Annotated in this window: 18 protein-coding genes, 1 rRNA gene and 2 pseudogenes; 1 reads left to right on the top strand and 20 read right to left on the bottom strand. The window is 40.2% G+C overall.

Annotated features, from left to right (window positions below):
• The 13 genes and pseudogenes from NLX74_RS07115 to rfbC all read right to left on the bottom strand — a co-directional run.
• A 16S ribosomal RNA gene (locus NLX74_RS07115) occupies window positions 1–64 on the bottom strand; the annotation flags it as partial.
• A gap of 378 nt (window positions 65–442) precedes the next feature.
• Window positions 443–2,458 carry an NAD-dependent DNA ligase LigA gene (gene ligA, locus NLX74_RS07110; protein WP_254328325.1) on the bottom strand — a complete coding sequence of 672 codons (2,016 nt, stop codon included), beginning with the start codon at window positions 2,456–2,458 and terminating at the stop codon, window positions 443–445.
• A gap of 90 nt (window positions 2,459–2,548) precedes the next feature.
• Window positions 2,549–4,873 (bottom strand): DNA helicase PcrA, encoded by a 2,325-nt coding sequence (gene pcrA, locus NLX74_RS07105; protein ID WP_061831733.1) that lies wholly within the window; start codon window positions 4,871–4,873, stop codon window positions 2,549–2,551.
• Between the two features lie 41 nt (window positions 4,874–4,914).
• Window positions 4,915–5,607, bottom strand: a complete 693-nt coding sequence (pcrB, locus tag NLX74_RS07100; RefSeq protein ID WP_483311647.1) for a heptaprenylglyceryl phosphate synthase — start codon at window positions 5,605–5,607, stop codon at window positions 4,915–4,917.
• A gap of 144 nt (window positions 5,608–5,751) precedes the next feature.
• On the bottom strand, window positions 5,752–6,624 hold the full coding sequence (locus NLX74_RS07095; protein WP_235306438.1) for a phosphatidylinositol-specific phospholipase C/glycerophosphodiester phosphodiesterase family protein: 873 nt from the start codon (window positions 6,622–6,624) through the stop codon (window positions 5,752–5,754).
• Between the two features lie 106 nt (window positions 6,625–6,730).
• Complete coding sequence (locus NLX74_RS07090; protein ID WP_061831729.1) at window positions 6,731–8,131, bottom strand: undecaprenyl-phosphate glucose phosphotransferase; 1,401 nt, start codon at window positions 8,129–8,131, stop codon at window positions 6,731–6,733.
• Window positions 8,128–9,036, bottom strand: coding sequence for a glycosyltransferase family 2 protein (locus tag NLX74_RS07085; RefSeq protein WP_254328323.1), 909 nt, complete (start codon window positions 9,034–9,036; stop codon window positions 8,128–8,130). The genes NLX74_RS07090 and NLX74_RS07085 overlap by 4 nt, the downstream gene beginning before the upstream one ends.
• Before the next feature lie 371 nt (window positions 9,037–9,407).
• Window positions 9,408–9,485 carry a putative holin-like toxin gene (locus NLX74_RS25790; RefSeq protein WP_354005523.1) on the bottom strand — a complete coding sequence of 26 codons (78 nt, stop codon included), beginning with the start codon at window positions 9,483–9,485 and terminating at the stop codon, window positions 9,408–9,410.
• A gap of 200 nt (window positions 9,486–9,685) precedes the next feature.
• Complete coding sequence (locus tag NLX74_RS07080; RefSeq protein ID WP_254328322.1) at window positions 9,686–10,327, bottom strand: glycosyltransferase family protein; 642 nt, start codon at window positions 10,325–10,327, stop codon at window positions 9,686–9,688.
• A 15-nt stretch (window positions 10,328–10,342) separates the two neighbouring features.
• A pseudogene (locus NLX74_RS07075) lies at window positions 10,343–10,546 on the bottom strand (glycosyltransferase); the annotation flags it as partial.
• Between the two features lie 242 nt (window positions 10,547–10,788).
• Complete coding sequence (gene rfbD / locus NLX74_RS07070) at window positions 10,789–11,661, bottom strand: dTDP-4-dehydrorhamnose reductase (protein ID WP_254328321.1); 873 nt, start codon at window positions 11,659–11,661, stop codon at window positions 10,789–10,791.
• Window position 11,662: 1 nt separating this feature from the next.
• The gene (gene rfbB, locus NLX74_RS07065) at window positions 11,663–12,682 is read right to left on the bottom strand and encodes a dTDP-glucose 4,6-dehydratase (protein ID WP_254328320.1); all 1,020 of its coding nucleotides are present in this window, start codon (window positions 12,680–12,682) and stop codon (window positions 11,663–11,665) included.
• 27 nt (window positions 12,683–12,709) lie between these two features.
• The gene (rfbC, locus tag NLX74_RS07060; protein WP_254328319.1) at window positions 12,710–13,255 is read right to left on the bottom strand and encodes a dTDP-4-dehydrorhamnose 3,5-epimerase; all 546 of its coding nucleotides are present in this window, start codon (window positions 13,253–13,255) and stop codon (window positions 12,710–12,712) included.
• 83 nt (window positions 13,256–13,338) lie between these two features.
• Here rfbC and NLX74_RS07055 point away from each other — a divergent pair, with 83 nt between their 5' ends.
• A complete protein-coding gene (locus NLX74_RS07055; protein ID WP_254328318.1) occupies window positions 13,339–15,213 on the top strand; it encodes a hypothetical protein in 1,875 nt (624 codons plus the stop codon).
• A 68-nt stretch (window positions 15,214–15,281) separates the two neighbouring features.
• Here the strand turns inward: NLX74_RS07055 and NLX74_RS07050 are convergent, their stop codons facing one another.
• The 7 genes and pseudogenes from NLX74_RS07050 to NLX74_RS07020 form a co-directional block, all read right to left on the bottom strand.
• On the bottom strand, window positions 15,282–16,385 hold the full coding sequence (locus NLX74_RS07050; RefSeq protein ID WP_254328317.1) for an acyltransferase family protein: 1,104 nt from the start codon (window positions 16,383–16,385) through the stop codon (window positions 15,282–15,284).
• Window positions 16,386–16,444: 59 nt separating this feature from the next.
• Window positions 16,445–17,173, bottom strand: coding sequence for a sugar phosphate nucleotidyltransferase (locus tag NLX74_RS07045; RefSeq protein WP_061831721.1), 729 nt, complete (start codon window positions 17,171–17,173; stop codon window positions 16,445–16,447).
• A gap of 13 nt (window positions 17,174–17,186) precedes the next feature.
• The gene (locus NLX74_RS07040) at window positions 17,187–18,323 is read right to left on the bottom strand and encodes a glycosyltransferase family protein (protein WP_235306446.1); all 1,137 of its coding nucleotides are present in this window, start codon (window positions 18,321–18,323) and stop codon (window positions 17,187–17,189) included.
• A 70-nt stretch (window positions 18,324–18,393) separates the two neighbouring features.
• The gene (locus NLX74_RS07035; protein ID WP_254328342.1) at window positions 18,394–22,230 is read right to left on the bottom strand and encodes a glycosyltransferase; all 3,837 of its coding nucleotides are present in this window, start codon (window positions 22,228–22,230) and stop codon (window positions 18,394–18,396) included.
• A 42-nt stretch (window positions 22,231–22,272) separates the two neighbouring features.
• Complete coding sequence (locus NLX74_RS07030) at window positions 22,273–22,686, bottom strand: FAD synthase family protein (RefSeq protein WP_013312205.1); 414 nt, start codon at window positions 22,684–22,686, stop codon at window positions 22,273–22,275.
• Window positions 22,683–24,221: an asparagine synthase (glutamine-hydrolyzing) gene (asnB, locus tag NLX74_RS07025; protein WP_254328316.1), complete on the bottom strand. Its 1,539-nt coding sequence runs from the start codon at window positions 24,219–24,221 to the stop codon at window positions 22,683–22,685. Before asnB ends, NLX74_RS07030 begins: the two co-directional genes overlap by 4 nt.
• 13 nt (window positions 24,222–24,234) lie before the next feature.
• Window positions 24,235–25,541: pseudogene (locus tag NLX74_RS07020) on the bottom strand (ABC transporter ATP-binding protein).
• Between the last annotated feature and the right edge of the window lies 1 nt (window position 25,542).

The following is a 25,542-nucleotide window of genomic DNA, read 5'->3' as shown; positions in this document are numbered from 1 at the left end:
CGACTTGCATGTATTAGGCACGCCGCCAGCGTTCGTCCTGAGCCAGGATCAAACTCTCCATTAAAGACCAACCGAAGCCGGTTTATAGAAAGAGCGATAAGCTCATTTTTAATGCTAGCGATTCTTCTTTATAAAAGAAGAAATCTTTGTTTCATCATCCATTTGTTCAGTTTTCAAAGAACTTGTCTGTTCTCGTTCGTTCAACGAGCCAGGAATTATATCATATCATGTTAGTTGCTTTCTTGTCAAATCTTTTTTTTGATTATCTTTTCAGCAACCTCGCTTCAAGAAATGATACTCTCAAAGCAACGTCTAATAATATATCATGCCTAAAGTTATTTAGCAAGCATTTATTTATATCTATTTTATTTCCTACTATACAACAGATAATAAGGCAGCCACCCCGCCCCAGAGCGGAATGACTGCAGTCATTGCAAAACTATTATTCTTGTTCCAGCAGTCTGATAAATTCATCCTCATCTTCTATGGTGTCAATTCCGAGCTGTTGGGCCTTAGCCAGCTTACTCCCAGCCTTTTCACCAGCTATGACTAGATCCGTCTTTTTCGATACAGACCCCGCAACTTTGGCTCCCAGCGCCTCCAGCTTGGATGCAGCTTCGTCACGCGTAAGCTGATGCAAGGTACCTGTAAGCACAACCGTTTTGCCACTGAAAAAGCTGTCTGTCTTCTTCTCCTGTGGAGCTTCAGGGGCCTGAGCTTTCACCCCTAGAGACAGCATCTTTTCAATTCCCGCCTGAGTAAATGGATCTGCAAAGAAAGCAACAATGCTTTCGGCTACAATCCCGCCCACATCCGGTAGTTCTATCAGTTCTTCGACCGTAGCGGACATCGTCTTGTGCAAATCACGGTAGTGTTCAGCCAACATGCGTGTTGTTGCTTTACCAGTATTCGGTATACCCAGAGCATAAAGGAAAGAAGCCAAATCTCTCTCTTTACTCTTTTCTAGTGCCGCCAAGAGGTTACTGGCCTTTTTCTCACCAAACCGCTCCAGCTTCACTAGATCATCATATTGGAGTGTATACAGATCCGCAGGCTCGCGCACTTCCAGTTCGTCATGCAGCTGTATGGCCGTTTTGTCACTGAATGTCTCAATATCCATAGCATCACGTGAAGCAAAATGGGAAATACGAGCTACAATTTGTGGTTTACAACCCAGCTTATTGTCGCAAAACAAATGGGCACCTCGCTGCTGCAACGGAAACCCGCAGGCTGGACAATGATCTGGTACGACAATTTCCTCTCCGTCGTGCTCAGATGTTACCTTTCCTAATATCTCCGGAATGACATCGTTTGAGCGACGAATAAACACACGTGCACCCAAAGCAAACTTCAAGTTTTTGCGCTCGATGTCACCAGCATTGTTCAGTGTACAATTTTGTACAGTGACTCCCGCCAGTTCTACCGGCTCTACCCTTGCAAGTGGGGTGATTTTACCCGTTCGTCCTACATTCCACTCAACCGAGTTAAGCACTGTAGTTGTTTCCTCGGCTTCGAACTTATAGGCCACCGCCCAGCGTGGGAATTTATCGGTATACCCGAGAGCCTCACGTGTGCGCATATCTGTAATTTTCAATACTGCCCCATCAATGAGGTAATCCAATCCGGCACGAGATTCTTCAATCTCAATCAGTTGCTCCATTACATCTTCAAAATTATCAAAGTAAGTCAGGTAAGGGTTTACCTTAAAATGATTTTCACGCAGGAAAGTCATCATTTCCTGGTGGCTGTTAAACTGGATCCGGTCTGCATAACCCACATTGTAGAAAAATGCATTCAATCGCCGTTCTGCTGTCACTTTGGGATTCAAGTTACGCAAAGCGCCAGCTGCGGCGTTGCGTGCGTTTTTAAGAGGGTCCGTGGCAGTCTCATTATATTTGGACAGTACAGAGAGATTCATTATCCCTTCTCCCTGAACTTCAATAGTTCCATTTCGAAAAGGAATTGTAAGTGGCACGGATTTAATCGTTTTTACCTGCGCCAATATCCCCTCACCCACCACACCATTACCGCGGGTAGAAGCCTGTACCAGCTGTCCATCAGTATATGTCAGGTTCAGCGTTAGACCATCAAATTTAAGTTCTATCGCATAACCTGGAGATGGCAAAGGTTGCTCTGGGTTCTTGGTATTGTAATCATTGACCAGCTTCACGACACGCGCGTTCCATGCACGCAGCTGTTCCATATTCTGAGCTTTATCAAGGCTCCATAATGGGGCAAGGTGGCGATGCGGTGTGAACCCTTTGAGTAACTCCCCGCCCACACGCTGTGTCGGCGAATCCGGCAGCACAAGACCGCTCGTCTGTTCAAGCGCTACCAGCTCGTCATAAAGCACATCATATTCTTTGTCGCTGACCTTGGGTTCATCCAGTGTGTAGTAATGATAGTTATATGTGTTCAGTTCAGCAACAAGCTGCTCCATCCTGTGCATTGGGTTCATGCAGGCGTATCCCTCCGGGAACTTCATCAGGGCAGAGGTCCTAAACCAAGCTGCCACTCATGAGGTTCGAGATTTAATGATGTTTGAGATTTATTCTACTTTTGTAATCGGTGCAAAGCCAGCTAACAGTCGTTTAACCCCTACTGGAGCCGGGAAAGCAATTTGAAGCTCCATATCATTGCCCGTCCCTTTTACAGCTACAATAGTTCCAATCCCCCATTTACCATGCTGTACCTTGTCTCCAGCAGCAAAAATGGAGGGGCCTCCTGCCGAAGCAGCCGGAGTGGGTTTCGCGGATGAAGATGTCGTTACTGTTACGCGAGGTGACGCGGAAGCGGACGAACCACTACGGCTCATCGTATCAAACGAGCGTTCTCCACCAAAGTTGCTGCCACCACCTTTATTCAGTCCGCGCCCACCATAAGATCCGCCTACATTGCCTGAGCGACGGTAGCGGTCACGTTTGATGATCGTATCCTCTTTTAACTCGTCCGGAATCTCTTCGAGAAAGCGGGAAGGCGGGTTAGCTGTGGTGCGGCCAAACAGAGTGCGCATCTGTGCGCATGTAAGGAACAGTTGCTCCTCTGCACGGGTAATCCCGACATACGCCAATCTGCGCTCTTCCTCCAGCTCTTCGTTATCCAGAAAGGCACGACTATGAGGGAATACTCCCTCCTCCATACCGACAATAAATACGATGGGAAACTCCAATCCTTTGGCGCTATGCATGGTCATCAATACAACCGCATCGCTTTGCTCTTCTTCATCGTCATTCATGGAATCAATATCGGCAATCAGAGCAAGGTCGGTCAGGAAGGAGACGAGTGACTTGTCTTCCGCTCCTTTTTCAAATTCCATGGTTACCGACAGGAACTCATCAATATTCTCCAAACGTGAGCGTGACTCGAGTGTATTCTCGTTTTGCAGCTCCAAGCGATATTGGGTGGTTTCCAGCATTTTTTCTGTTAACTCAGTAACCGACAGGTAGTCTACCATCCGACTTAAACCTTCGATCATATCGTAAAACTCAACCAACGCATTGCGCGTACGTCCTGCAAAGCCCAAATCGTCTACAACTTGAAGGACACGGAAAATTGAAACTCCACGTTCTGCTGCAGCTGCCTGCAATTTGCCGACGGTTGTGTCTCCGATGCTTCGTTTTGGCACATTAATGATTCGGATCAAGCTGATGTCGTCGTCAGGATTGGAGAGCAGGCGAAGATACGCCAGCAAATCCTTAATTTCCTTCCGATCATAGAACTTGATACCGCCCACGATCTGGTAAGGAATATCCGATTTAATCAAAATTTCCTCGACAACCCGAGACTGAGCATTCGTACGGTACAAAATGGCATGATGGCTATAGGTTTTGCCCGCATTAATATTCTTATGAATTTCGGAGGCGATAAAGTAGCCCTCATCATGCTCAGAGTCAGCACGATAAACTTTAATCTTGGCTCCGCCTTCTTTGTCAGTCCATAGTTTTTTCGGCTTGCGGCCTGTATTTTGGCCAATAACTTCGTTGGCAGCATTGAGAATATTTGAGGTGGACCGGTAGTTCTGCTCCAGCAAAATGGTGCGTGCTTCCGGGTAGTCCTCTTCAAAATTCAAAATGTTGCTAATATCCGCCCCCCGCCACCGATAGATGGATTGGTCACTGTCACCTACTACGCAAATCCGGTGATGCTTGTCGGCCAGCATTTTGCACAGCATGTACTGCGCACGGTTCGTATCCTGATATTCATCAACATGAATGTATTGAAATTTTTTCTGATAGAAATCCAGTACCTCAGGTACTTCTTTAAAGAGCTGAATCGTTGCCATGATCAAATCATCAAAATCAAGAGAGTTGTTATTTTTGAGTCGTTGTTGGTACTTGGTATATACCTTCGCCACAATCCCCTCAAAATAGTCGCCAATCTTGCGTTCATACATTTCGGGAGTGACCAGTTCATTTTTAGCCGTACTCATCATAGACTGAACCGCTTTGGGTTCAAACTTTTTGGTGTCTATATTCAGATCCTTCATGCAGCTCCGAATGACAGACAATTGATCCGTAGAATCCAAAATGCTGAAATTCGAGGTAAATCCAATCCGCTCGATATCCCGACGTAAAATACGTACACACATCGAGTGGAAGGTGGATACCCATACATCTCTTCCCTGTGGGCCAATCAGCTTGGATACGCGATCCTGCATCTCACGCGCGGCCTTGTTCGTAAAGGTAATCGCCAAAATGCCCCATGGAGCCGTCTTGCGGGTCGCGATGAGGTAGGCTATTCGGTGCGTGAGCACCCGTGTTTTACCACTGCCTGCGCCAGCCATAATCAGCAGCGGACCATCTACCGCCTCCACAGCCTGACGCTGAGGCGGATTAAGGCGAGCTACCGCCTCGTGTATATCTATTGATTGCATGCGTGCATGCTCCTTTCCCTGAGCTTCCATAAATTCACGTTCTATACTTCCAATTTCACAGCTACCGTCTCCAGCGCTTTCGCCAAGTCACGATAAATGATGTTTCCTACTACAATGGTGTCACAAACGGCAGCCGCTTGTAACGCGGTAGATTTATCCACGATACCTCCCCCGTATAGGACACGAGAGCGCTCCGTACTGCGATGTATTTTCTGCACCAGCTCCATATCCCCAAAAGCACCGCTATATTCCACATATACAATCGGCAGATGCATGAGCTTGTCAGCAATCTGTGCATATGAGACGACAGATGAAGCACCCAGCGAAGTATCTGCTTCGGTAAGCTTAGCGACCGTAGAATCACCGTTCAAAACAATATATCCTTCCGCCACAAGCAAATCCCACGGGATCATATAACCAAACTGTTCAATCGCACGTTGGTGCTGCCCTAGAATCCAATTACTGTCAGCAGTATTCAGTACCATAGGAATCATATATAGATCAAACCCTGGCACTACAGCCTCCAGATCGGACACCTCAAGCACGCACGGCACCTCATAACGCCGAACCCTCGACAGCAAATCCACCGTATTTTCATAGGTAATACCTGAGGAACCTCCTACCATAATCGCATCCGTACCAGACATACACACAGCGTCAAGCGCACCATCATCCAGTTCCTTGTCAGGATCAAGCTTAAACACATGCCTCCATGATTGAATTGAATCTGCCAACACACATTCCTCCAGCATTCATTGCTTTTGTCATGATCCAGGCGAGCCGAATTCCAATATCCAAAAGCGTTCTATGCTAAGTCTATGATAGTGCTTAAAAGGTGTCAATGTTCGTATCAAATGGGAACACCCCGTTCAGACAACTCATGGTCGTAACGCATACAACCAACTGCGTTCACTAAGTTCTTTTTCCGTTAAAACATCTGTATAGTAACCTCTCACACCCATCTGTTCATACTCAGCGGCATCCTTCAACTCATTAATGGTATTTACGTAGCACACTGCCCCTGCCTGACGCAAACTTTCCACTAAAGCACCACTCACCCGATTCTCTGGTAAAGTTACTGCCGTTATATCATTTTGTTGTACAAATCGAATGATCTGGTCGTCCTTATCTTCTGTGGCATAGAGCGTATAAATAATGGATGGGTAAGGATAAATACTTCGTAACGTTCGCAACATTTCTTCATTATAAATTTGAGGAACAATACGGGACAAAAGCTCGGGGTTTTTCTCCTGTGCCTGACGGGTCAGTTGCGCAAACAACTGTTTGATTTGGACAGGGTCCTGTTCTTTCGTATCGGTCACAATATAAGCATCCGGGTATGTTTCCAATAAATCCAATACATCCTTCCAATCTACCGGGGTGTAGGAACCGTGTATGGGGGTGTTCTTAAATTGATGATAGCTCCAAGGTTTTCCGCCCTGTTCCGTAGCAACTGCATGTTCCTGTTGCATTTGCTCTGTAAAAGATTCTGTCCATTCATGGCGCGCCACCAATTGTCCATCCGATGTAAACATCAGGTCGACCTCGAATACGCGGCTGCCTTTTTTATAATTTTCCACAAACGCTTCACGCGCATTAGTATAGGCCAAACCATCAACGGCTCCCATGGCATGCGAAATCACACGGTGCGTGGTAAAGCCAGTATATTCTTCTGTAGATTTTCCTTTGTATGCCAGTAAAAATGTGCCGATTAACATTAAAAGAATAACCGCAACAATCAGTCGTTTCATAGGAGGTCACATCCTTTTCGTACAGGTCAATACCCCACATACGCATGCTCAAAACAACTGCCAGACGCAAAAGCACCCTCCGGCTAAACCGTAGGGTGCTTCTGTATTAATACGCGTTCTTGAAACCGTTGCGAATCGTGCGGAAAATAATTTTAATATCGAATAAGAGTGACCAGTTCTCAATATAGAAGATGTCATGCTTAATCCGTTCCTCAATAGATGTATCTCCACGCAACCCGTTGCTCTGTGCCCAGCCTGTGATTCCAGGACGAACATGATGCTTCACCATGTATTTTGGAATTTCCTCACGGAACTGATCCACATAATAGGGGCGTTCTGGGCGTGGACCAACGACACTCATATCACCCAGCAGAACGTTGAAAAATTGAGGCAGCTCGTCGAGACTCGTTTTACGAATAAAAGTACCAAAACGTGTGCGTCTTGGGTCATTAGCAGTCGTCCAGCCCGTATCTTCAGTTCCAGGAGGCAGCACCTTCATCGAACGAAATTTGTACATTCGGAAGGTGCGACGATTCAAGCCCACCCGCTCTTGCTTAAAAATGATGGGCCCTCTGGATGTGATCATTACACCAATCGCCACTGCCAGCATGATCGGAGAGGTCAGGAGAATCGCGAATAAAGAGAATAAAATATCGAATAGACGCTTAAACAATCGATTCCCCGCCACATCCAGTGGAATATCCCGTACATTAATCATCGGCATACCTGCAAAGTTATCAAAGTACGGACGAGCCGGCAAATAATCAAAAAAGTCAGGGATTATAAGCGTGCGCACTCCAGCCTTTTCACACATGTTGATAATCTTGGGATACTTATCATGGGCATCCAGCGGAAGCGCCAGAATAACCTCGTCAATCATCAGACGCGACAGCGTAGCCTCCAATTGATCTAAACCTCCAAGAATCGGGCGAAAATGCGCCGCTTCCTCTTCACTCCAATGCCGCTTATCATCCAGAAAACCCACGACCTCGTATCCTAGATCAGGATACTGTCCAAGATTATGATAAAATCGTTGGCCTAGAGTACCCGCCCCGAGAATAAGCATGAACTGCTTGTTGTACCCTTTTTGACGGAGAGCTTTAAGAACTTGCTTCAAAAAGAACCGGTAAAACAAAATAAGCAGCACATTCCCAACCATATAGATCGCCAGATAGGACCGCGAAATGTCGATTTGCTTCACGAAGAACATCACACTCAACAGCACGAACAGGCCAACAATATGAATTTGGGTGACGCGGAATACGTCATCTGCAAATCGTTTTTTGCGTTTGGGCGAATAGAGCGAGAATAACATCCCTAGCACTACGGCAATCAGGCCGTAGATTAAGCTCCAGCCTCCATATACTTGAATAGGAAGCGGTTCTTTATAGGTGATCCATTCACTTTCAAATTTGAAAAACCAAGCGATCAGAAAGGACAACTGAATGACCGCGAAATCCGCCACAATATATAATTGGGTTAAAAAACGCTGATTTCTGCGTATCATGCTTTCACCTCAGTACGAGATTGTTCCCCGCTGTCCGGCTTGACCGGTGCAGACAACTTATTTTTTAGAAAGGCCATTCCAAACTTCACCGTAATTCCCGCATATACAGCCATATTGGTGATCCAACTGTATTGCTGTTTATAATGCTTACGATGAAATACCCACATAGCTCTATGAAACTCATAAATAATTTTCAAAGGACGGCGGCGAGCGCTACCTCCTTTGATATGAATAATATATGTGCGCGGGTAGTAGTAAATGCCCCACCCGGCTTGCTTAATCCGGTAACACCAATCAATATCCTCACCATACATAAAAAAGGTTTCATCCAAGCCACCGACCTGGTCAATCGTCTCCCGGCGCACCAGCATAAAAGCACCTACCAGTACATCTACTGGATACTCATCATCCGGGCTTAGATGCCCAAGCTGATATTGATTGTACTTCGGGTTATCCGGGTAACGCTTCGACCAGCCGAAAGCGTAGTAAAAAGAAGCTGACGGCGTTGGAAAGCCACGCTTACAAGCCTTATCTAGCGAGCCATCTGGCAAAATGACCTTACAGCCCGATGCCCCCATCTCCGGATGCGTATCCATAAACTGAATCATTGTATCCAGCGTGTCCGGTTGCACCAACGTATCGGAGTTCAATAACAATACATAACGCCCGCTGGCTACTTCCATCCCCTGGTTGTTCGCCTTGGCAAAACCTGTATTATTCTTATTGGCTATCAACGTAATCTCCGGGTATGCAGCACGAATAGCCTCAACAGATCCGTCACTAGAGTGATTATCAATCACAATCACTTCATATCGGTACTGCGACTTTGACGCATACACCGATTGCAAACAATCCAGCGTCAATCGACACGTATTATAGTTGACGACCAGTATGCTTACATCCATATTTAAAACGCTCCTGACAAATTCAGTAATCTATTCTACTATCGCCTATTATAGCATACCGCGCAGACCACGGGGCGCAAAAAAGCACATAACTTGTAGCCTTACATAGTTAGTAGAATTTCACAAAATTCGATTCCAGTCGCTCCAAAGTGCAAATATAGACAAACGAAACCATTTCGATCTATATATTGTTCATTGGAAGTCGTTTATTAGATTTTTGTAAAATCCTCGGTTGAGGTCTAAAATTCATCGTGGTAAGATATACATGGAAAAAGGGCTGGTGCCAGCCAGCCCCTGCGCAACCAACGCTCCAAGAGCGGACGGTTTTGGAACAATCAGGCCGAAAATAGACCCTTCCTTGCGGGGGCGGTCTATTTTCGTTTGTTAAACTCTAACAGTGTGACGATTAACGCCCCGAACGTCAGCATTAAACTGAGCGCCTCAAACACTGTCACAGGCTTCACCCCCCTCCTCGGGAGAGTTAGCCGACCGCCCTTTGCAGCTCTATCGGTTGCACGTTTCAATTATACTATATTTTTCCATAAAGGAACACGCATTCGATGGTATTTTATCTAGTATTCATTTGCACCTTTGACTATTTGACGCTTATATATGGAAAAAAGTTTCAATATTTTTTCTTTCCATACCTCTATAACTTCCTCAATACAAAAACCAACTTATAAATCCAGTTGTCCAACCGTGACTGCCTGTAAAATGGAGACTGCCAAATATATTTCATACGAGAAAACACACCCTTTTGGTAGCTGTCCAGGAATTGATCCATATCTTTATACATTTGAGGAGACATGTCTTGTCCATAAAGCTGAATAAATTGCTGGGCTTGTTTGCTTAAAATATAGCGATTTTTTCCTTTTGCAAATCTACTTAGTCTTTTCCTCCACTTGCTAACCCAGCCATCCGTAGAACCTCCCAGCACATTGTTTTGATGCTGCCGATACCAAATGTACGGATCGGGGTCAAAAACAACCTCACCAAAAGAGGAAGTGCATAAATAAATCCACCAGTCATGCATGATAATATTATCCAAAGAAGTTGGGATTCTCTTTTTCACGAGCTTGAGTGTTTCTTTATTGATCACCATGGTACAACCTACACATACATTCTCAATGAGAGCATTATAGAAGGATACAGGTCGTAGGATGTCAGCTGGCCATACTTTGAGTGGTTCCAATGTTTGAGAGACCATTTGAGTAGCAGAACAGTACATCAGCGGTCGGCTCCCATCCTGCTCCCTGAGATGTGCCACAGCCTGAGCAAGTTTATTCGGCATCCACACATCATCCTGATCACAAAAAGCGTAATAGTCGAATGTATCAGACGATCTTTGAATCAGATCAAAAAAGCTTTTAATAACCCCTACATTGCTCTCGAGGCATAAAAAAATCTGTTGAGGATAACGTTGCTTCAGCGCGCTCAACTTGGCAACCGTATCATCTGTCGAGCCATCATCACGAATTAGAATCTGAATCTCTACGTCTTTTTGATTGATGAGACTTTCTATTTGCTCATCTAAGTAAGCTGCTCCATTATATGTAGATAATAAAATTTGTACGTTAGGTCTGTTCAGAGTAATGACCTCCTTCTTTTAAAATGTGCAATAGAGGGACAATATGTTTCATCTGCTTATACATTATAATGCTCATTGTCCTTAATCAACATAGGCCTAAATATAATAAAATCTCCCACTCATGAACTGATGGGAGATTGTTGATATTTATAATAAGGTTTTATTTACTCGGATGTACTAAGACACTCCTGCAAAAAATCACGCAATCCCTCACGCCAGTCGCGCAAATCATTCAATCCATTGGTTCGGATCGCGATATGCTCCATAACAGAGTTACGTGGCCGCGCTGCTGGTCTGGGAAATTGCTCTGTGCTGCATGGTTCCAATTTCGCTGTGATCTTGGCATCTAATATTTCCGCCGCATCCTGTAAAATAGCTTGCGTAAATTCATACCAGGTACAGGAGCCGCTATTGGATGCATGGTATACGCCGTACTTCTCCGTTTGAATCAATTCCGCCAAAAAGCGTGCCAGATCCACCGTATAGGTAGGTGAACCCTTCTGATCATTCACTACCTGGAGGAGCGGCTTCTCCTGTCCAAGCTTCAGCATCGTTTTGACAAAATTGTTCCCGTGCAATCCATATACCCAAGATGTACGAACAATAAAATACCTAGAGGAAAGTGTTTGGGTCAATACCTCCCCCGCCCGTTTGGACTTTCCGTAGATACTCTGCGGATTGGTATTATCGTACTCATGATATGGCTGTTTTGCCGTTCCATCGAACACATAATCTGTGCTGATATAAACCAGCTTGGCTCCAACCTTTTCCGCAGCCATTGCCATATTACGTGTACCTGCCGCGTTGACTTGATAAGCCCCGTCTACATCAGTCTCCGCTGCATCCACAGCCGTATACGCTGCACAGTGGATTACGGCATCAGGTTGGTACTGTTCCACGATCTTCACAGCCTGCTCCAAATCCGTGATATCCAGCTGTTCCCGATCATATCCAAGAACATCATGTCCTTGATCCTGAAAAACGTTTACTACATCTTTACCAAGTTGACCGGATGCTCCAGTAACCAGCACCTTCATTTTACGCATCCCCCAAGCGGGAACCGTACTGTTTAGCATAGTATTGTTGGTATTCGCCGGATTGAATACGAGTCCACCATTCTTCGTTGTCTAAATACCAGCGAATCGTTTCTTTAATGCCTGTTTCAAAAGAGTGCTTTGGCTTCCAGCCCAGCTCATTCATGGTCTTCGTTGGATCAATGCCATAACGGCGGTCATGTCCTGGACGATCTTGCACATACGAAATCAGAGATTCCGGCTTGTCTAGCTCCTCCAATACCGTTTTGACGATATGCACATTTGTCCGCTCGTTATTTCCCCCAATATTGTATACTTCACCCAGTTTACCCTGATGAATGACTAGATCAATTGCGCTGCAATGATCCTCTACATACAACCAGTCGCGAATGTTCAAGCCATCCCCGTATACAGGTAGCTGTTGGTCGCTCAATGCACGTGAGATCATTAGCGGGATCAATTTTTCAGGAAACTGATATGGACCGTAGTTGTTAGAACAACGCGTGATGTTCACTGGTAAACCGAAGGTTTCATGATATGCACGAACTAGCAGATCGCCGCCTGCCTTGGATGCAGAATAAGGACTATTAGGCTGCAACGGAGTTTCCTCCGTAAACAAGCCTGTTTCTCCCAAAGATCCATACACCTCATCTGTTGATACCTGTACAAACTTGGTCACGTTATATTTCTTGGCTGCGTCCAGTAGCACTTGCGTACCCAATACGTTTGTTTTCACAAACACTTCCGGTTCCAGAATACTCCGATCCACATGTGACTCCGCTGCAAAATTAACCACCACATCAATCCCCTGCTGCATCAGTTGGTCAATCGCTTGTGCGTCGGTAATATCTGCTTTGATGAAGCTATGCTTGGGGTTATTTTCAATGGATTTCAAATTTTCCAGGTTACCTGCATAGGTAAGAGCATCTATATTTACAATTTCATAATCTGGATGCTGTTTTAACATATACAATACAAAGTTACTGCCTATAAATCCGGCCCCGCCGGTGACAAGAAGTTTCATACTGACCTCCTAAATCTTATTATTCCTCTAATCAAAATTAATGTCAGCGTCGGCCAGTGCCGAATGCTTCTGATCCTTCTCTGAAAGAATAGCATGAGAAGTTGGCCAATCAATCCCTAGTGCTGGATCATTCCACAGAATTCCACGATCATTTTCAGGTGAATAATACTCGTCTACCTTATACAGCACTTGAGTGTTAGGAACAAGCGTACAGAACCCATGAGCAAAACCCTTGGGCACCAGTAGCTGACGTCTATTATGTTCACTTAAGATTACCCCGACCCATTGACCGAATGTTGGAGAACTTTTACGAATATCCAAAATCACATCGTAGATAGCTCCAGAAAGCACACGAATGAGTTTGGTCTGTGCTTTAGGATTAAGCTGATAATGCAAACCACGAATCACACCGGCTTCTGCAGACAAGGAGTGGTTATCTTGAATAAAAGCATGGTCTATTCCGTTTTCTTTCATGATCTGTTCATTGTAACTTTCCATAAAAAAACCACGGTGATCACCATGAACCACGGGTTCAATGATTTTTGCACCTGAAAGTACTTCCTTTATTATCATTCACGAAACCTCCAACATCTTGAGTATATACTTTCATTTATGATTACTATAAAATTAATAAGCACACTATATTGGGAGGGAATATGCTTTTGAATTTATCGAGAGTTAATAAAAATTTTGTTTGGTCCTATTTGGTTTTGACGTGGCTACTTATCCCGATTCTAATACTGTTTAAAGTCGATTCTTACTATATTTCCATATTATTCGGTCTAAATATTGCACAGTCGTTTGTCATAGGTGCTACATACATTTTACACATTAGTGGTATCTTAACATATGCCAAGAAAGAAATAATGGTGCAATACCTAGCTTTTGGCGGTTATCTAGTTGGAATAATATTCATTTACGCCTTCCTTCAAAGGGAACATTTCATTTATTATTGGGACTTTTCAGCCTATTGGAATACATCCATACAATTTAATAACCTTTTAAGTACAGATTTTATAGCAGCTTCTAAACAAATCTATGCAAGCATTTTAAGAGATGATTATTCCGTTTTCCCAACAATCTTTCTCTCTTTACCATTAAAGTTCTTAGGTACAAGCTACATGAGCTATGTCTTGGCAATCTATACCTGCTTCTTGTATCCTTCTTGTTTGATACTTTTCTTATTATGTATCAAGATTGCTGATCAAATCCAGTTAAACACAAAATTGAACATTTTCATGATCTTTGTACTTACATTTACCTTTCCAATTATGATAGCTCCTATGTTAGGTGGATATCTGGATTCTATAGGACTTATTTTTATTTGCTTGTCGCTTGTTATCTTATTTAATAATGACTTTGAACGCTTAAATTTAAAAGCAGTTTTACTCTTTGCTGCTTGCCTAGTATTACTAACATTTACAAGAAGATGGTATGGGTTTTGGATCGTATCTCTTTTTGGCTCGATCAGTATCGCTTTTTTGTTCAAATGGATTCTAGAAAAAGAGTTTCGCTTCAAGCAGCTCTTGCAGGTTATTTTAAATTTTTTCATTATAGGATCTTCAAGTGCATTATTTCTTATTATATTCTTCAATGAATTTATTCAAAGAGCCCTAACCAATAACTTTAAAAACGCCTACTCAGCTTATTATTTTGGTGACGTCTTAAGTAACTTACACAATTTATTTTATCATTATGGTGCCTTCATTTTTCTGATAGCTCTTGTTGGTTGCATAGGCTTGTTATTTATTAGTAAAACTAGGTATATATCAATCTTTCTAGTTACAAACTTGTTTATTACGTACTTTCTTTTTACAAGAATTCAAAGCTTAGCTTCTCAGCATTATTATCTTCTTACCGTGAACGTATTAATTTTATTTATTTGTGGCGTTATTCTTATTCTAAACTATTTGTCCAAGATAAAATATGCAAAAAATGTTTTCTTAGTTATTCTAGTTTATTTAGTCGCTTGTAATTTCTTGGTAACATTCACTAATGTAAATGCACGTCCTGTTACCTATTTTTCTTCTTTATTCAGTGACTTTAAACAAACACCTAGAGTAAGAACAGATATACCTGTTTTAAAACAATTAACGACTTATCTTAAGGAAATCTCATCAGAGCAGCATAAGGTATATGTTCTGTCTAGCTCTGGAATTCTTAATGATGACATACTCAGACAGATTGAAATGCCTGACAATAGCGACGCTCTTCCATTTATGAATCTGACCCATCACGTTGATTTAAGAGATGGTTTTCCAGTGTCGTTTTTTGAGTCCGATTATGTCGTGATCGCATTACCTACACAATACCATTTAGGTGAAAGTGGTCAAAAAGTTGTAGGTATACTCGCAGAAGAGGTTATGAACGGATCTCTTAAAAATAATTATAAACCTTTAAAGAGCTATGCTCTGGATAATAACGTTAAAGCCATAGTCTTAAAAAAGACATCATCCATCACGAAGGAAAAAGTTGAACTAATACATTCACAATTCAAAAAAATATACCCTGATAATCCAGATCTTTTCTAATTCAATACAGATGTCGATGCATACAAAAAAGCCCTCGATTTTTATTCGAGGGCTTTTTAAGTTAATCGTTAAACAATCTTATTGGGAATTGTTGCTGTTTTATTAGAACTACCAGAACTAAATTTTTTGCCAATCAGGAAAGGTAAGAATCTATTAAATAGTTCAATAAAAAGAATACAACTTAAGAAGACAAGCAAGGTAGAAATAACAACAAATGAAATTCCATCTAAATACATATTTGTTGTAACAGAAAACTTCTCGTAAAAATTCATATTCTCCCAGAAGCTAAGTATTAATCCATGCAGACCAAATATAATTAAAGAGTTTTTACCAAAATAGGACAGTAAACTAGATGACTCAATTTTTTTGGATAAGTATATATAAAATATTAAACTAGCCAATACCGACAGATAAAATAATACATAATTATGTCCATAGTAATTTCCTGACATGCCTGGTTTATCATTCATTAAAAATAATAAAAGACCCAGAAAGCCCGCTGCGTAAGCAACATATGGTTTGTTAATTCTAATTTTTTCAATAAAATATTGTTCATTCAATTTGAATATATAACCACAAATAATTAAAGAGGCTGCATTAATTGACGTGCCAAATGACCAAGGAAGTGCATGTGTGTCAAGCTTGCTTAAGAATGCACCAAGTATGGTTAGCAATATCCAAAATATATACATATAACTTCTTTTGGACGAAATTTTCAAGACCAAGTACGAAATGATCTGGGCTAAGAATAGACAAGGTAGGAACCAAAGAGACATGTTTAGAATACCTAAGTGATCTCCATCTGCATATAAAAAAGTTTCAATAACAACCATTGGATCGAGCGTTCCGACAATCCCCATCCAATGCATCCAACCAAAATACAGTAGTGAGCATATATACAGAGTCGTATATGGTAAAAGGATTGTTTTGATTTTAGACCACAAAAAACTACTAAACTTATACTTCTGAAAATTAGAAGTAAACCCAGAAGCAAAAAAGAAAAGAGGCATATGGAAGGAATAAAAATAGCCTATAATAAAGCTCTTATCCATCATTTCATTACCTTTAAAACCATGGGGCACCAAATGTGAGAATACTAAAAAAATAATCGCCAATCCCTTTAGTACATCCACCCACTTTATTCTAGTTGGAAGAGCTTTTACAATTTGCATTTAAATAGACTCGCTTTCTTAATTATTTAGCATAAGGTATCTTTAGTTCTATGATAATACTAAGAAAACAGCTCATAACCCATTTCACTTACTAATTTGTTAGCAAGCATCAAAGAACTATGTGTTCCCGCATCAGTCCACCAGTTCTCTAAAATATCAAATGTAAGTTGGTTTCGTTGAATATAAGCGTTATTAACATCTGTTATTTCATATTCTCCTCTTGCTGAAGGAGTCAAGGTCTTGATGATATTGAATACAGAGTGATTGAACATATAAATGCCCGTAACTGCATAATCACTCTTAGGAACCTCTGGCTTTTCTTCAATATTTACAATGTTATCGCCTTGTAGTTCTGGTACTCCATAGCGATTAGCATCAGGCACTTTATGAAGTAATAATTTCGCTCCTGATTCTTGAAGTTTGAATTTTTCAACAAACGATGAGATATCATCTTTAAAAACGTTGTCCCCCAAAATAACAACCATCTTGTCATTGCCAACAAAATGCTCAGCTAAAAGCAAAGCCTGTGCAATCCCCCCGGCTTCATCTTGCACTTTGTAAGTCAGAGTAACTCCAAGGTCGACACCACTTCCTAAGAGATTGACCACATCTCCCATATGTTCTTTTCCAGTAACGATTAAAATATCATTTATATTCGCCTTTTTGAGTTTATCAATAGAGTAATATATCATCGGATATTTACCAATCGGCAACAAATGTTTGTTTGTAACTTTAGTAAGGGGGTATAATCTAGATCCAGTCCCTCCAGCTAATATAATCCCTTTCATATCTAAGTTCCTCCTATTGAAGCTCTTTTATAAGCAGCTCCATAATGGTTTTTGCACGAGCTTCCCAATTATTATGGACTACGAAGTTTTCCAGTTGCTCTTGATCATAAAAAGGGCGTTGTAGGGTATCTATATCCATTAGATATTTTCTTATTTCCTCTAAACTATGATATAGATAAATCCCTTCCTGATTTAAGAGCCTTGTTTCTTCGCTATCCACCGCTAATATCACTTTATTAAAACTCAAATACTCATAAACTTTTACTGGATTGATCGTATCAATTCTATCCGAATTCCTCAAAAAGGGGTATAAAGAAATATCAAAAGCATTAATAATCGCACCAATTTCTGATTTAGGAACAGTCTCATAATATTTAATCCTATTATGCTGTTCAAAATTATAATTCAGGTTATTTCTCCCAACCAAACATACAACAAATTTCTCATCAAAATCAGTAATAGCCTTAACCGCTTCTACATCAAACCAGTGGTCAATCGCTCCCACATAGCCAAAAATATAGTAGCCCTCTTGCTTTAAACGTCTCAATTCATCAGCAACCAAGCTATCTACATTTATGTTTAGTATAGCTGTATCCACAGCATTTTTCACTAAATAAGATTGTCTACATAATGTTTGAGAATGCTTATGCAAATGATTACTTGTAGAAATAACCAGATCCGCCTTGGCAAGTAATTCAATTTCCCACTTTTCGAGTAATTTCTTCATTAATGCATTGTTAGTTAGAAATACATAGTCGTCCATTCGATCAAACACAATCTTCTTATTATTATTTGATTTAATAAGAGGATAAAAGACTGGACTTCCTAACCAAATGATATCTGCACTGGAAACTAAATCTTCCAACTGCCTTTTTTCAAACCATTGATTCATATGGAATATGTCTAGGCTTTCAAAGCTTCTAGGCAATCTCAGACTGCCCGAAGGCCTGAATATTTGAAGACTATCATTTATGGTTTGATTTCTTCTCTTATAATCTGAGTTCTGCCTTACAATACTATTAAGTATGCTAATGGATGGTTCTACAAAGGTGATGTGAACCCCCGGCATTTTAGCAAACTCTTCGGCCATATGTTGCGGACGTTGTTTTAAATCATTCCAATAGATTGGAGAGAAATATAAAATTTTCATTTAACCGCTCCATACTAATAAAGGCGCCCCTTATTTTTTTATAAAAGAGGCGCCTTTAAAGTTTTATTAATTATCTATATGCTCTTGCCAACTGTTTTCGAGAATTTATATCGTTTTCCTTCATTTGTATTAATTCTTCATACGCTTCAACTGTGTATTGTTTATACAGAATATCAATTTCAACGTCTCGATTTTTAGTCGGAATCTTCTGCAAATGATCTAATTCAGCTTTAACAATTTCAAGGTGATTCTTATCTGCCTCAATATCCGATTCCATCGGCGCATACAGATCCTTTTGCAATTGGTAATTAGTTAAAATACTGTTTCGCATTGTCTTTCTAACATGCTCAACAGTATATCGGGAGGTGTCCACATCATGAATGACTTTCATTTTAGGATTAAGACCAACCTTATAGCCGATTTCTCTCATAGCAAAAGATACAACAATTTCTTCTCCTCCAGCGTAATTGTTTCCTTTACGCCCATAGGCGCTTCTAAAGCCCCCAATTCGCATTAGCGCAGCATGTCTAACTGCAAAATTGGCTCCATAAGGGAACTCCCACTGAAAATTAGAATCGATAATTTCTTCGCCTTCCACGATAAGCTGACTCCAGTATGCTTCAGTACCTGGTTTAACCACTTCAGGCCGTTCCTCGTGTAAATTGAGTATGATATTCCCACCCATGACCCCGATATCGGGACGATCTGAGAACCCTCTGATGGTTTCCTCAAGCAAGTTAGAGTTTGCAATAGCGTCATCATCAATATAGAGTATGACCTCTCCTTCTGCCCCAAATAAACCAACATTACGCGCAAAGGAAAGACCTTTTAATGGAGCCTCCATATATCGGAGGAAGGATTCGTCAATATTACAGGTTGCTCTGAACTCACGAACCAAATGATGAATCTCATCATTCAAATAATCATTATTTACAACGATAATTTCATAGTCTGCTTTATCCAACGACTGTTCTATGACAGATTTAATCGCATTCGATAGCTTTTCACTCCGCTGGTAAGTACAAATAATAACTGATAATCTCTTATTATAAACGGGTTCACTTTCAATGACCGCCTCAATACGGTACAAGTGATCGTTCTTAACCTTCGTATTTATAAGAGAGAACAGAACTTCCGTATCCTGTGCAAAAAAGTCATAATTGCTATCTGTTTCATCATTCATTTTATCCTTTATTTTCAGATCCCACGGATAGTCAGCTACAAATGTATCTGTTGTATGCTCTGATTTATCTATAAGCAGTGCATACATAGACGATAAAGTATTAGAATCAATAAATTCAAAATCATGGACTTCGCCTGTTTTTATATATAAATAGCAAATAGGCGTTGCCAAATTAAGACCAATAATCGTATTCACTTCATCTCTTCCAACCACAGTATGTCCTTTAGCAAGAACATACTTCTTAAACTCACCAACTTCAGTAGCATCTCCCTCAATGATCCATACTAATGGGGTCAGATAAAAATCTCTTCTAAAATCATCAAGTACCATGAGTTTATATCTGTTAGAGGTGATGCCTAGTTCTTGATCTAAAGCGGTCAGTGACTTATCGTGCCAGCGATAATCATATATAGGCTCATCGAACGTCACATGTTTGAGCTCAAATAGAGAGTTCACTCTCATCCAGTAATCATAATCCTCAAGGGTATGCTTATAACTAGAATAGTCACCCAATAACTGGGATACCTTGGCCCTATACATAAAAGCTGCACCAATCGTATTGTTAGGATATACGTTTAACTCCAATGCAGACTTAGGCAGCATAACATTGCCACTGAACTGTGGTTCTTCATACCAGCCATGGTTGGAAATCACTTGACCAGCAGAGTCGATTAACCTCATGTTCGCATATACCATACCAATATTTTCATCTCTTTTAAGATCAGCTACCATCTTCTCCAGGAAATTTTCAGGGAGGATATTATCTGCACTTGTCCACGTATGATATTCACCCTTGGCTAGTTTAAAACCTCTGGATAATGTTCTTGGTATTTTACGATTTTCCTGATGAACTACTCTGATACGATGATCTGCTTTAGCGTACTCATCAATAATTTCTGCCGTTGAGTCTTTTGAACCATCGTTAATAATAATGAGTTCAAAATACTTGTAAGATTGCTGCAGAATACTATCAATAGCTTTTGATACATAATCCTCACCGTTATATACAGGAAGGACGACCGATATAAGATCCTTCTCAAATTTAATCTCGAACTTATCAAGCTCCAGAGAAAATGAGTTATCTTTAGATACTTTATAATTGTAAAATTTATACTCATACCAGGTTAATAACTGATTGTAATTCCCTTCATCTTTACGTAGATCAATCGGCTGATCCCCCGCGTTCGTTCTTTTAAGCTTATTCGACACTTTAGATTTTATCTTTTTCAGTAAGATAGTGGTGCCATAACTTTTCCATACTCTATATCCCTTAAGAACATATATCATTTTGGACTTGTGTAAGATATGTTTAAGTTTATTCGCCATTTTCCACCTTTTAGAGTTATAAATATTGTGAATCTCTGTAGACAGTCTTCCATTATATTCTTCCAACTCACTGAACTGGGTGTTCAGTTCATTATATTGACCAAATAGTTGTCTATATTGATGATTTAATATATCCAAGTTGTTTTTTTCGTTATTATAATCCTGTGTAAGTTGAACATATTTCTGTTCTAATTCGTCTTTCTTTTCAGACAGGGATTTAAAATCTGCTGACATGCTACTTATTACATTTTCCTGATGATCTCGCGTTTGAATCAATGTGTTAATCTGATCCATATGCTCAACAATGTGTTGTTTTTGCTGCTCTATTTCTTGGCTTTGAGCATGATTATGAGCTTGTAATTCATTAAATTCATTATTCAGGCGTGTATGCCCTGCTCTATAAGCATGGTCCACGTCATCTTTTAGAAATCTGCTAATTACATCCATACACTTATCTATCGTCTCTCTTCCTTTAACCGGAAACATCTCTAAAGTAAATTTCCTTCTTTGTTGTATTAGTTGTTCATCTAAGATTGCATTAAGTAAGGTTTGTTTAATATTGCCGTTATCGCTCACAAAAGGAACAATATTTTGCTGAACTATTTGTTCTTCCAAAGGTAAAATCCCCTCGAAAGATTCTGTTTGGGGATGTTGGAATATTACAATTGGAGTGTCCGTAAACAGCGCATCAAATATAGCCCCAGAGCCGTCAGACAATATCACATCAGCTTCCTCTATTAAATGAACAAGAGAAGCCTTATGATCAAGCACATCAGGAATATGAGACTTAACTAGACTAACCCGATCATGCTCCAAAAAAGAAGTGCCATGATGCAATTTCACCTTCATATTAAAGGTATCTGACATTTCTTCAATATGGTTCATAACAAGCTCAATAGACGACTCATTCCCATACGTAGGCAAATAAAGCAAATTATATTTATCCGTTTCGCGCTTCTTCCTTTGAAATTTGGCGTATTTAATCATTCCTACGATTTCAGTCTGAGTGTACGCTGCCAGAACCGAGGAATCATACAGCCCATTACAAAAGATAAAATCGAAATTTCGACTCCATGTGTCTAAATTCCAGTTTGGCTTAGCCATTCCATACTGATATCTAAACTTATAATCGGACTTAACTTCCAAATAATAAGGGAGATAAGGATAGAAGGCTATTTTATATGCCTTGTCAGGTACAGAGCTTGTTAGAGTCACTTTTATACCATTGTTCTTCAAATAATGATAGGTATCTAAGGACATGTCTCCCCAATCTTCTTCTTCAATGTGAGGGACATAAATATCACAAACGATCTGCTTTCTTTCACACTCCTCAATTAAAGGCTTAATCGTTTCATATAAAACTAGATTGTGAATGACAAAAGCTATAGATCTGTTCATATTCACTGCAAAACCTCTTCCTTTCAGGCAAAAATCTTATACTTATTTTCTTAATTTCAGTAATGTCTCATTCAGTAAAGTCGATGATGTACTCTTCGTATAGGGAAAATATATAATTTTCACTCCAACTTCCTTAAACTGCAACTCATACTGGTCCCAACGTTCATTTTGAAACCAATCATCACCAACGAACATTACGTCATATTTTAATTTTTGCCAAACCTCAAATTTATCCATGGAGTCCTGAGGAATTACAGTATCAACAAAGCTGATGTTTCTGACAATCTCAATTCTTTCCTCAAAAGGAATTACTGCTTTTTTGTACTTATAGGAAACTAACTCATCTGTCGTCACACCAACAATGAGTTTATCACAGAGTGATTTAGCATTTCTCAACAAATTCAAATGCCCAATATGAAATAAATCGAAGACCCCGGAAGTATAGCCGATAATCATAAGATTTCTCCTAACGTAGTTAAATTGAAGTTAAACCATTTGTCGAATGTCGTCTTCCCTTCAATTTTCTCAGAAGATAGGACTTTTTCAAGTTGAACAGGAAAACCCACCTTTTTTCTGTTTACAATCTCTGCAGGGACAATATCTTTAAAAATTCTCTTGAGAGGAGCCTTAACAACCCCATCCTTCATTTTGTACAGAGAATTTACACCTGCAAGCCTTTCAATTAATCTATAGTCCAAGAAAGGAGATCTTGCTTCCACGGAATTTAACATTGAGGCACTATCCAGTCTTTTAAGTAACCCTCTCAAATGGGCTTGCTGAAAGAATGCAGCTACGATTTTTTGAGGCGACTTTAACTTCATGAAAGGTGCCAAAGCGTCTTCTACAATCTCTATATCATCTTCAGATCCGTAGGTGTAGAGTTCACTAAAGGCTCGGATATCGAAGTCTGTAGTGCTACTAGCCCATCTGAAAATGCGGTCATACCCAAAGAAAAGCTCATCAGCGCCTTCTCCACTTAATATGACTGTATTTTTAGCAGATGCTTGCTGAGTCATATGATACAGTAACACTTCATTGGGCACAGACAGAGGCTCTTTTTTTACAGTTATAAGCTCTCGAGCTAATGATAAAAAGTGATCAGGTTCAAACAATATCGGATGATGAATGGTATTGTATCTTGTTGCTGCGATTTCAGACCACTGAAACTCATTATAATCTTCAAAACCAACAGTCCAAGTATGCTCTACTTTGGCAAGTGCGGTAATAATCGTACTGTCCAATCCCCCGCTTAGGTAACTTCCAATTTCAACATCTGCGATCTTACGGTACTCTACTGCAGAGCGAATTAGAAATTCAAGTTCCTCATCGGAAGGAGGTTCTTTTTCAGAGTAATCAATTTCCCAATATTTAATAAATTCGCCATTCTCGTAATAATATCCTGGTGGAAACTCTTTTATTTCATTATAGATAGTACGATCATTAAAAAAGCATCTCATCTTTTTATATTGTCTTACGGCTTCTTGATCTATAGAAATGTGGTGGACTAATGGGAGCAATGGAGCAATTTCAGAACTGAAAATGAACTCTTCCCCATATCTGTTGTAATAAAGCGGCTTTACTCCCATACGATCTCGTGCTACAAAAAATGATTTCTGCTGGATGTCTAAAACAATAAAACTGAACATTCCATTAAGCCAATTCAACATTTGGGGACCATATTGAATATAAAGCTTCAATAAAAGTTCAGTATCTGAGTTTGTTCTCATTTGAATTGAATAGCTGGAGGCTAATTCTTTATAATTATAGATCTCTCCGTTAAATATAATCACATATCTTCCGTCATCAGAGAAAAAGGGCTGATCACTTCTCCGATCCAAATCTAAGATACTTAATCTGTTATGCCCCAGCATAAAGTTTTCACTCTGATATACACAAAGTGGGGCCGTAGGCCCCCGGTGTTTCATTATATTTAAAGAATTAAGAAATACTTCTTTATTTATGGCTACATTAGAAAACAAAATCCCACACATTTTATCACCAGCCTTAATTAATGACTTGCAAATCTATTGTGTTATCTACAAATATTAATCCTGGTACGTAATTATTCTCGGGCTTAGGAACCTCAAATACAGCTGCTATACTTACGCTATCCAGATAAAGAGGCTCAAAAGGCTTAGGCTTCAAACCAATAGAAATGGTGTATTTACCACTTTCAGATAACAGATTACGGAAATTAAAGTTAACCTCCAGAATGCCTCCCGCTTGCATTTTCGGAACTAATTTTGCTTTATTATAGATATTCATGCCAAACACATCGACACCAGTATGGTTTCTAACCATGTAGCCAATAGTTCCCTCAGAATCTATATCTTTATAATATTGTGCCAATAAACGCAAAGTAACCATTTCGCCAAAAGGGACCTGGTTCACAACTTCTCCATTGACTAACAAGTCCGCTCTTATAAAACGCGCATCTCCCGTTCCAGAACGAAACTCATTGGCACGTTTTGCAAAAGCAGGGTCCTCTTCTAACAGCAACAGCGAACTCTTTTTATCTGTTTCAGAATTAACAAATACATCCAAGGATTGAACACGTTTCATATCTGCAATTTCCTGGTTAACAATGTTTTCATAAATTTGTGCTACACGTTTCACTGGACCAATTTCGACCATGTGTCCTTTATCAATCAGCAACGCTGTATCACAAAAACTTTTAATGGTATCCATGGAATGTGAGACAAATAAAACCGTACTTTTTTTGGAGAGCTCCTTCATTTTGGTAATACATTTTGCCTGAAAATAAATATCTCCAACAGACAAGGCCTCATCTACAATCAAAATATCTGGATCAACATTGATAGCTACTGCAAAGGCTAAACGGGCAAACATACCACTGGAGTACATTTTGACTGGTTGATTAATGAAGTCCCCGATATCCGCAAAGGATACAATAGATTCAAGTTTACCATCCATCTCTATTTTGCTATACCCCATAAGGGTTCCATTCAAATATATGTTTTCCATTCCTGTTAAATCCGGATTAAAACCCGCGCCCAATTCCAAAAGAGCAGCAACTTTCCCATTCACTTTAATGCTTCCGTTGGTGGGAGTAATCACGCCTGTGATCATCTTTAAAAGAGTCGATTTTCCAGAACCATTTTTACCAATAATACCAATCGCTTGTCCTTTATTTATGGAAAAGGACAGGTCACTGATGGCCTTAAATTCAGAATGATACTTTTTTTAAAGGGATGAACGGCCTCTTTTAATCGCTCATTGGGATTATCATATATTTTATATATTTTAGTGACATTATTAACTTCCACAGCAACTGATTCTGTTTGATTCATC

It is taken from the genome of Paenibacillus sp. MZ03-122A (genome assembly GCF_024213325.1).
In the GTDB taxonomy this organism is placed as follows: domain Bacteria; phylum Bacillota; class Bacilli; order Paenibacillales; family Paenibacillaceae; genus Paenibacillus; species Paenibacillus polymyxa_B.
Note: the sequence above shows the minus strand (reverse complement) of the source record. Positions and strands in the feature narration are given on the sequence as shown.

Bases quoted from the DNA above. Each gene is read 5' to 3' on its own strand.
- ligA (WP_254328325.1), bottom strand. From the start codon at position 2,458: ATGAACCCAATGCACAGGATGGAGCAGCTTGTTGCTGAACTGAACACA.
- pcrA (WP_061831733.1), bottom strand. From the start codon at position 4,873: ATGCAATCAATAGATATACACGAGGCGGTAGCTCGCCTTAATCCGCCT.
- NLX74_RS07095 (WP_235306438.1), bottom strand. From the start codon at position 6,624: ATGAAACGACTGATTGTTGCGGTTATTCTTTTAATGTTAATCGGCACA.
- NLX74_RS07090 (WP_061831729.1), bottom strand. From the start codon at position 8,131: ATGATACGCAGAAATCAGCGTTTTTTAACCCAATTATATATTGTGGCG.
- NLX74_RS07085 (WP_254328323.1), bottom strand. From the start codon at position 9,036: ATGGATGTAAGCATACTGGTCGTCAACTATAATACGTGTCGATTGACG.
- NLX74_RS07080 (WP_254328322.1), bottom strand. From the start codon at position 10,327: ATGCCGAATAAACTTGCTCAGGCTGTGGCACATCTCAGGGAGCAGGAT.
- rfbD (WP_254328321.1), bottom strand. From the start codon at position 11,661: ATGAAGGTGCTGGTTACTGGAGCATCCGGTCAACTTGGTAAAGATGTA.
- rfbB (WP_254328320.1), bottom strand. From the start codon at position 12,682: ATGAAACTTCTTGTCACCGGCGGGGCCGGATTTATAGGCAGTAACTTT.
- rfbC (WP_254328319.1), bottom strand. From the start codon at position 13,255: ATGATAATAAAGGAAGTACTTTCAGGTGCAAAAATCATTGAACCCGTG.
- NLX74_RS07055 (WP_254328318.1), top strand. From the start codon at position 13,339: ATGCTTTTGAATTTATCGAGAGTTAATAAAAATTTTGTTTGGTCCTAT.
- NLX74_RS07050 (WP_254328317.1), bottom strand. From the start codon at position 16,385: ATGCAAATTGTAAAAGCTCTTCCAACTAGAATAAAGTGGGTGGATGTA.
- NLX74_RS07045 (WP_061831721.1), bottom strand. From the start codon at position 17,173: ATGAAAGGGATTATATTAGCTGGAGGGACTGGATCTAGATTATACCCC.
- NLX74_RS07040 (WP_235306446.1), bottom strand. From the start codon at position 18,323: ATGAAAATTTTATATTTCTCTCCAATCTATTGGAATGATTTAAAACAA.
- NLX74_RS07035 (WP_254328342.1), bottom strand. From the start codon at position 22,230: ATGAACAGATCTATAGCTTTTGTCATTCACAATCTAGTTTTATATGAA.
- NLX74_RS07030 (WP_013312205.1), bottom strand. From the start codon at position 22,686: ATGATTATCGGCTATACTTCCGGGGTCTTCGATTTATTTCATATTGGG.
- asnB (WP_254328316.1), bottom strand. From the start codon at position 24,221: ATGTGTGGGATTTTGTTTTCTAATGTAGCCATAAATAAAGAAGTATTT.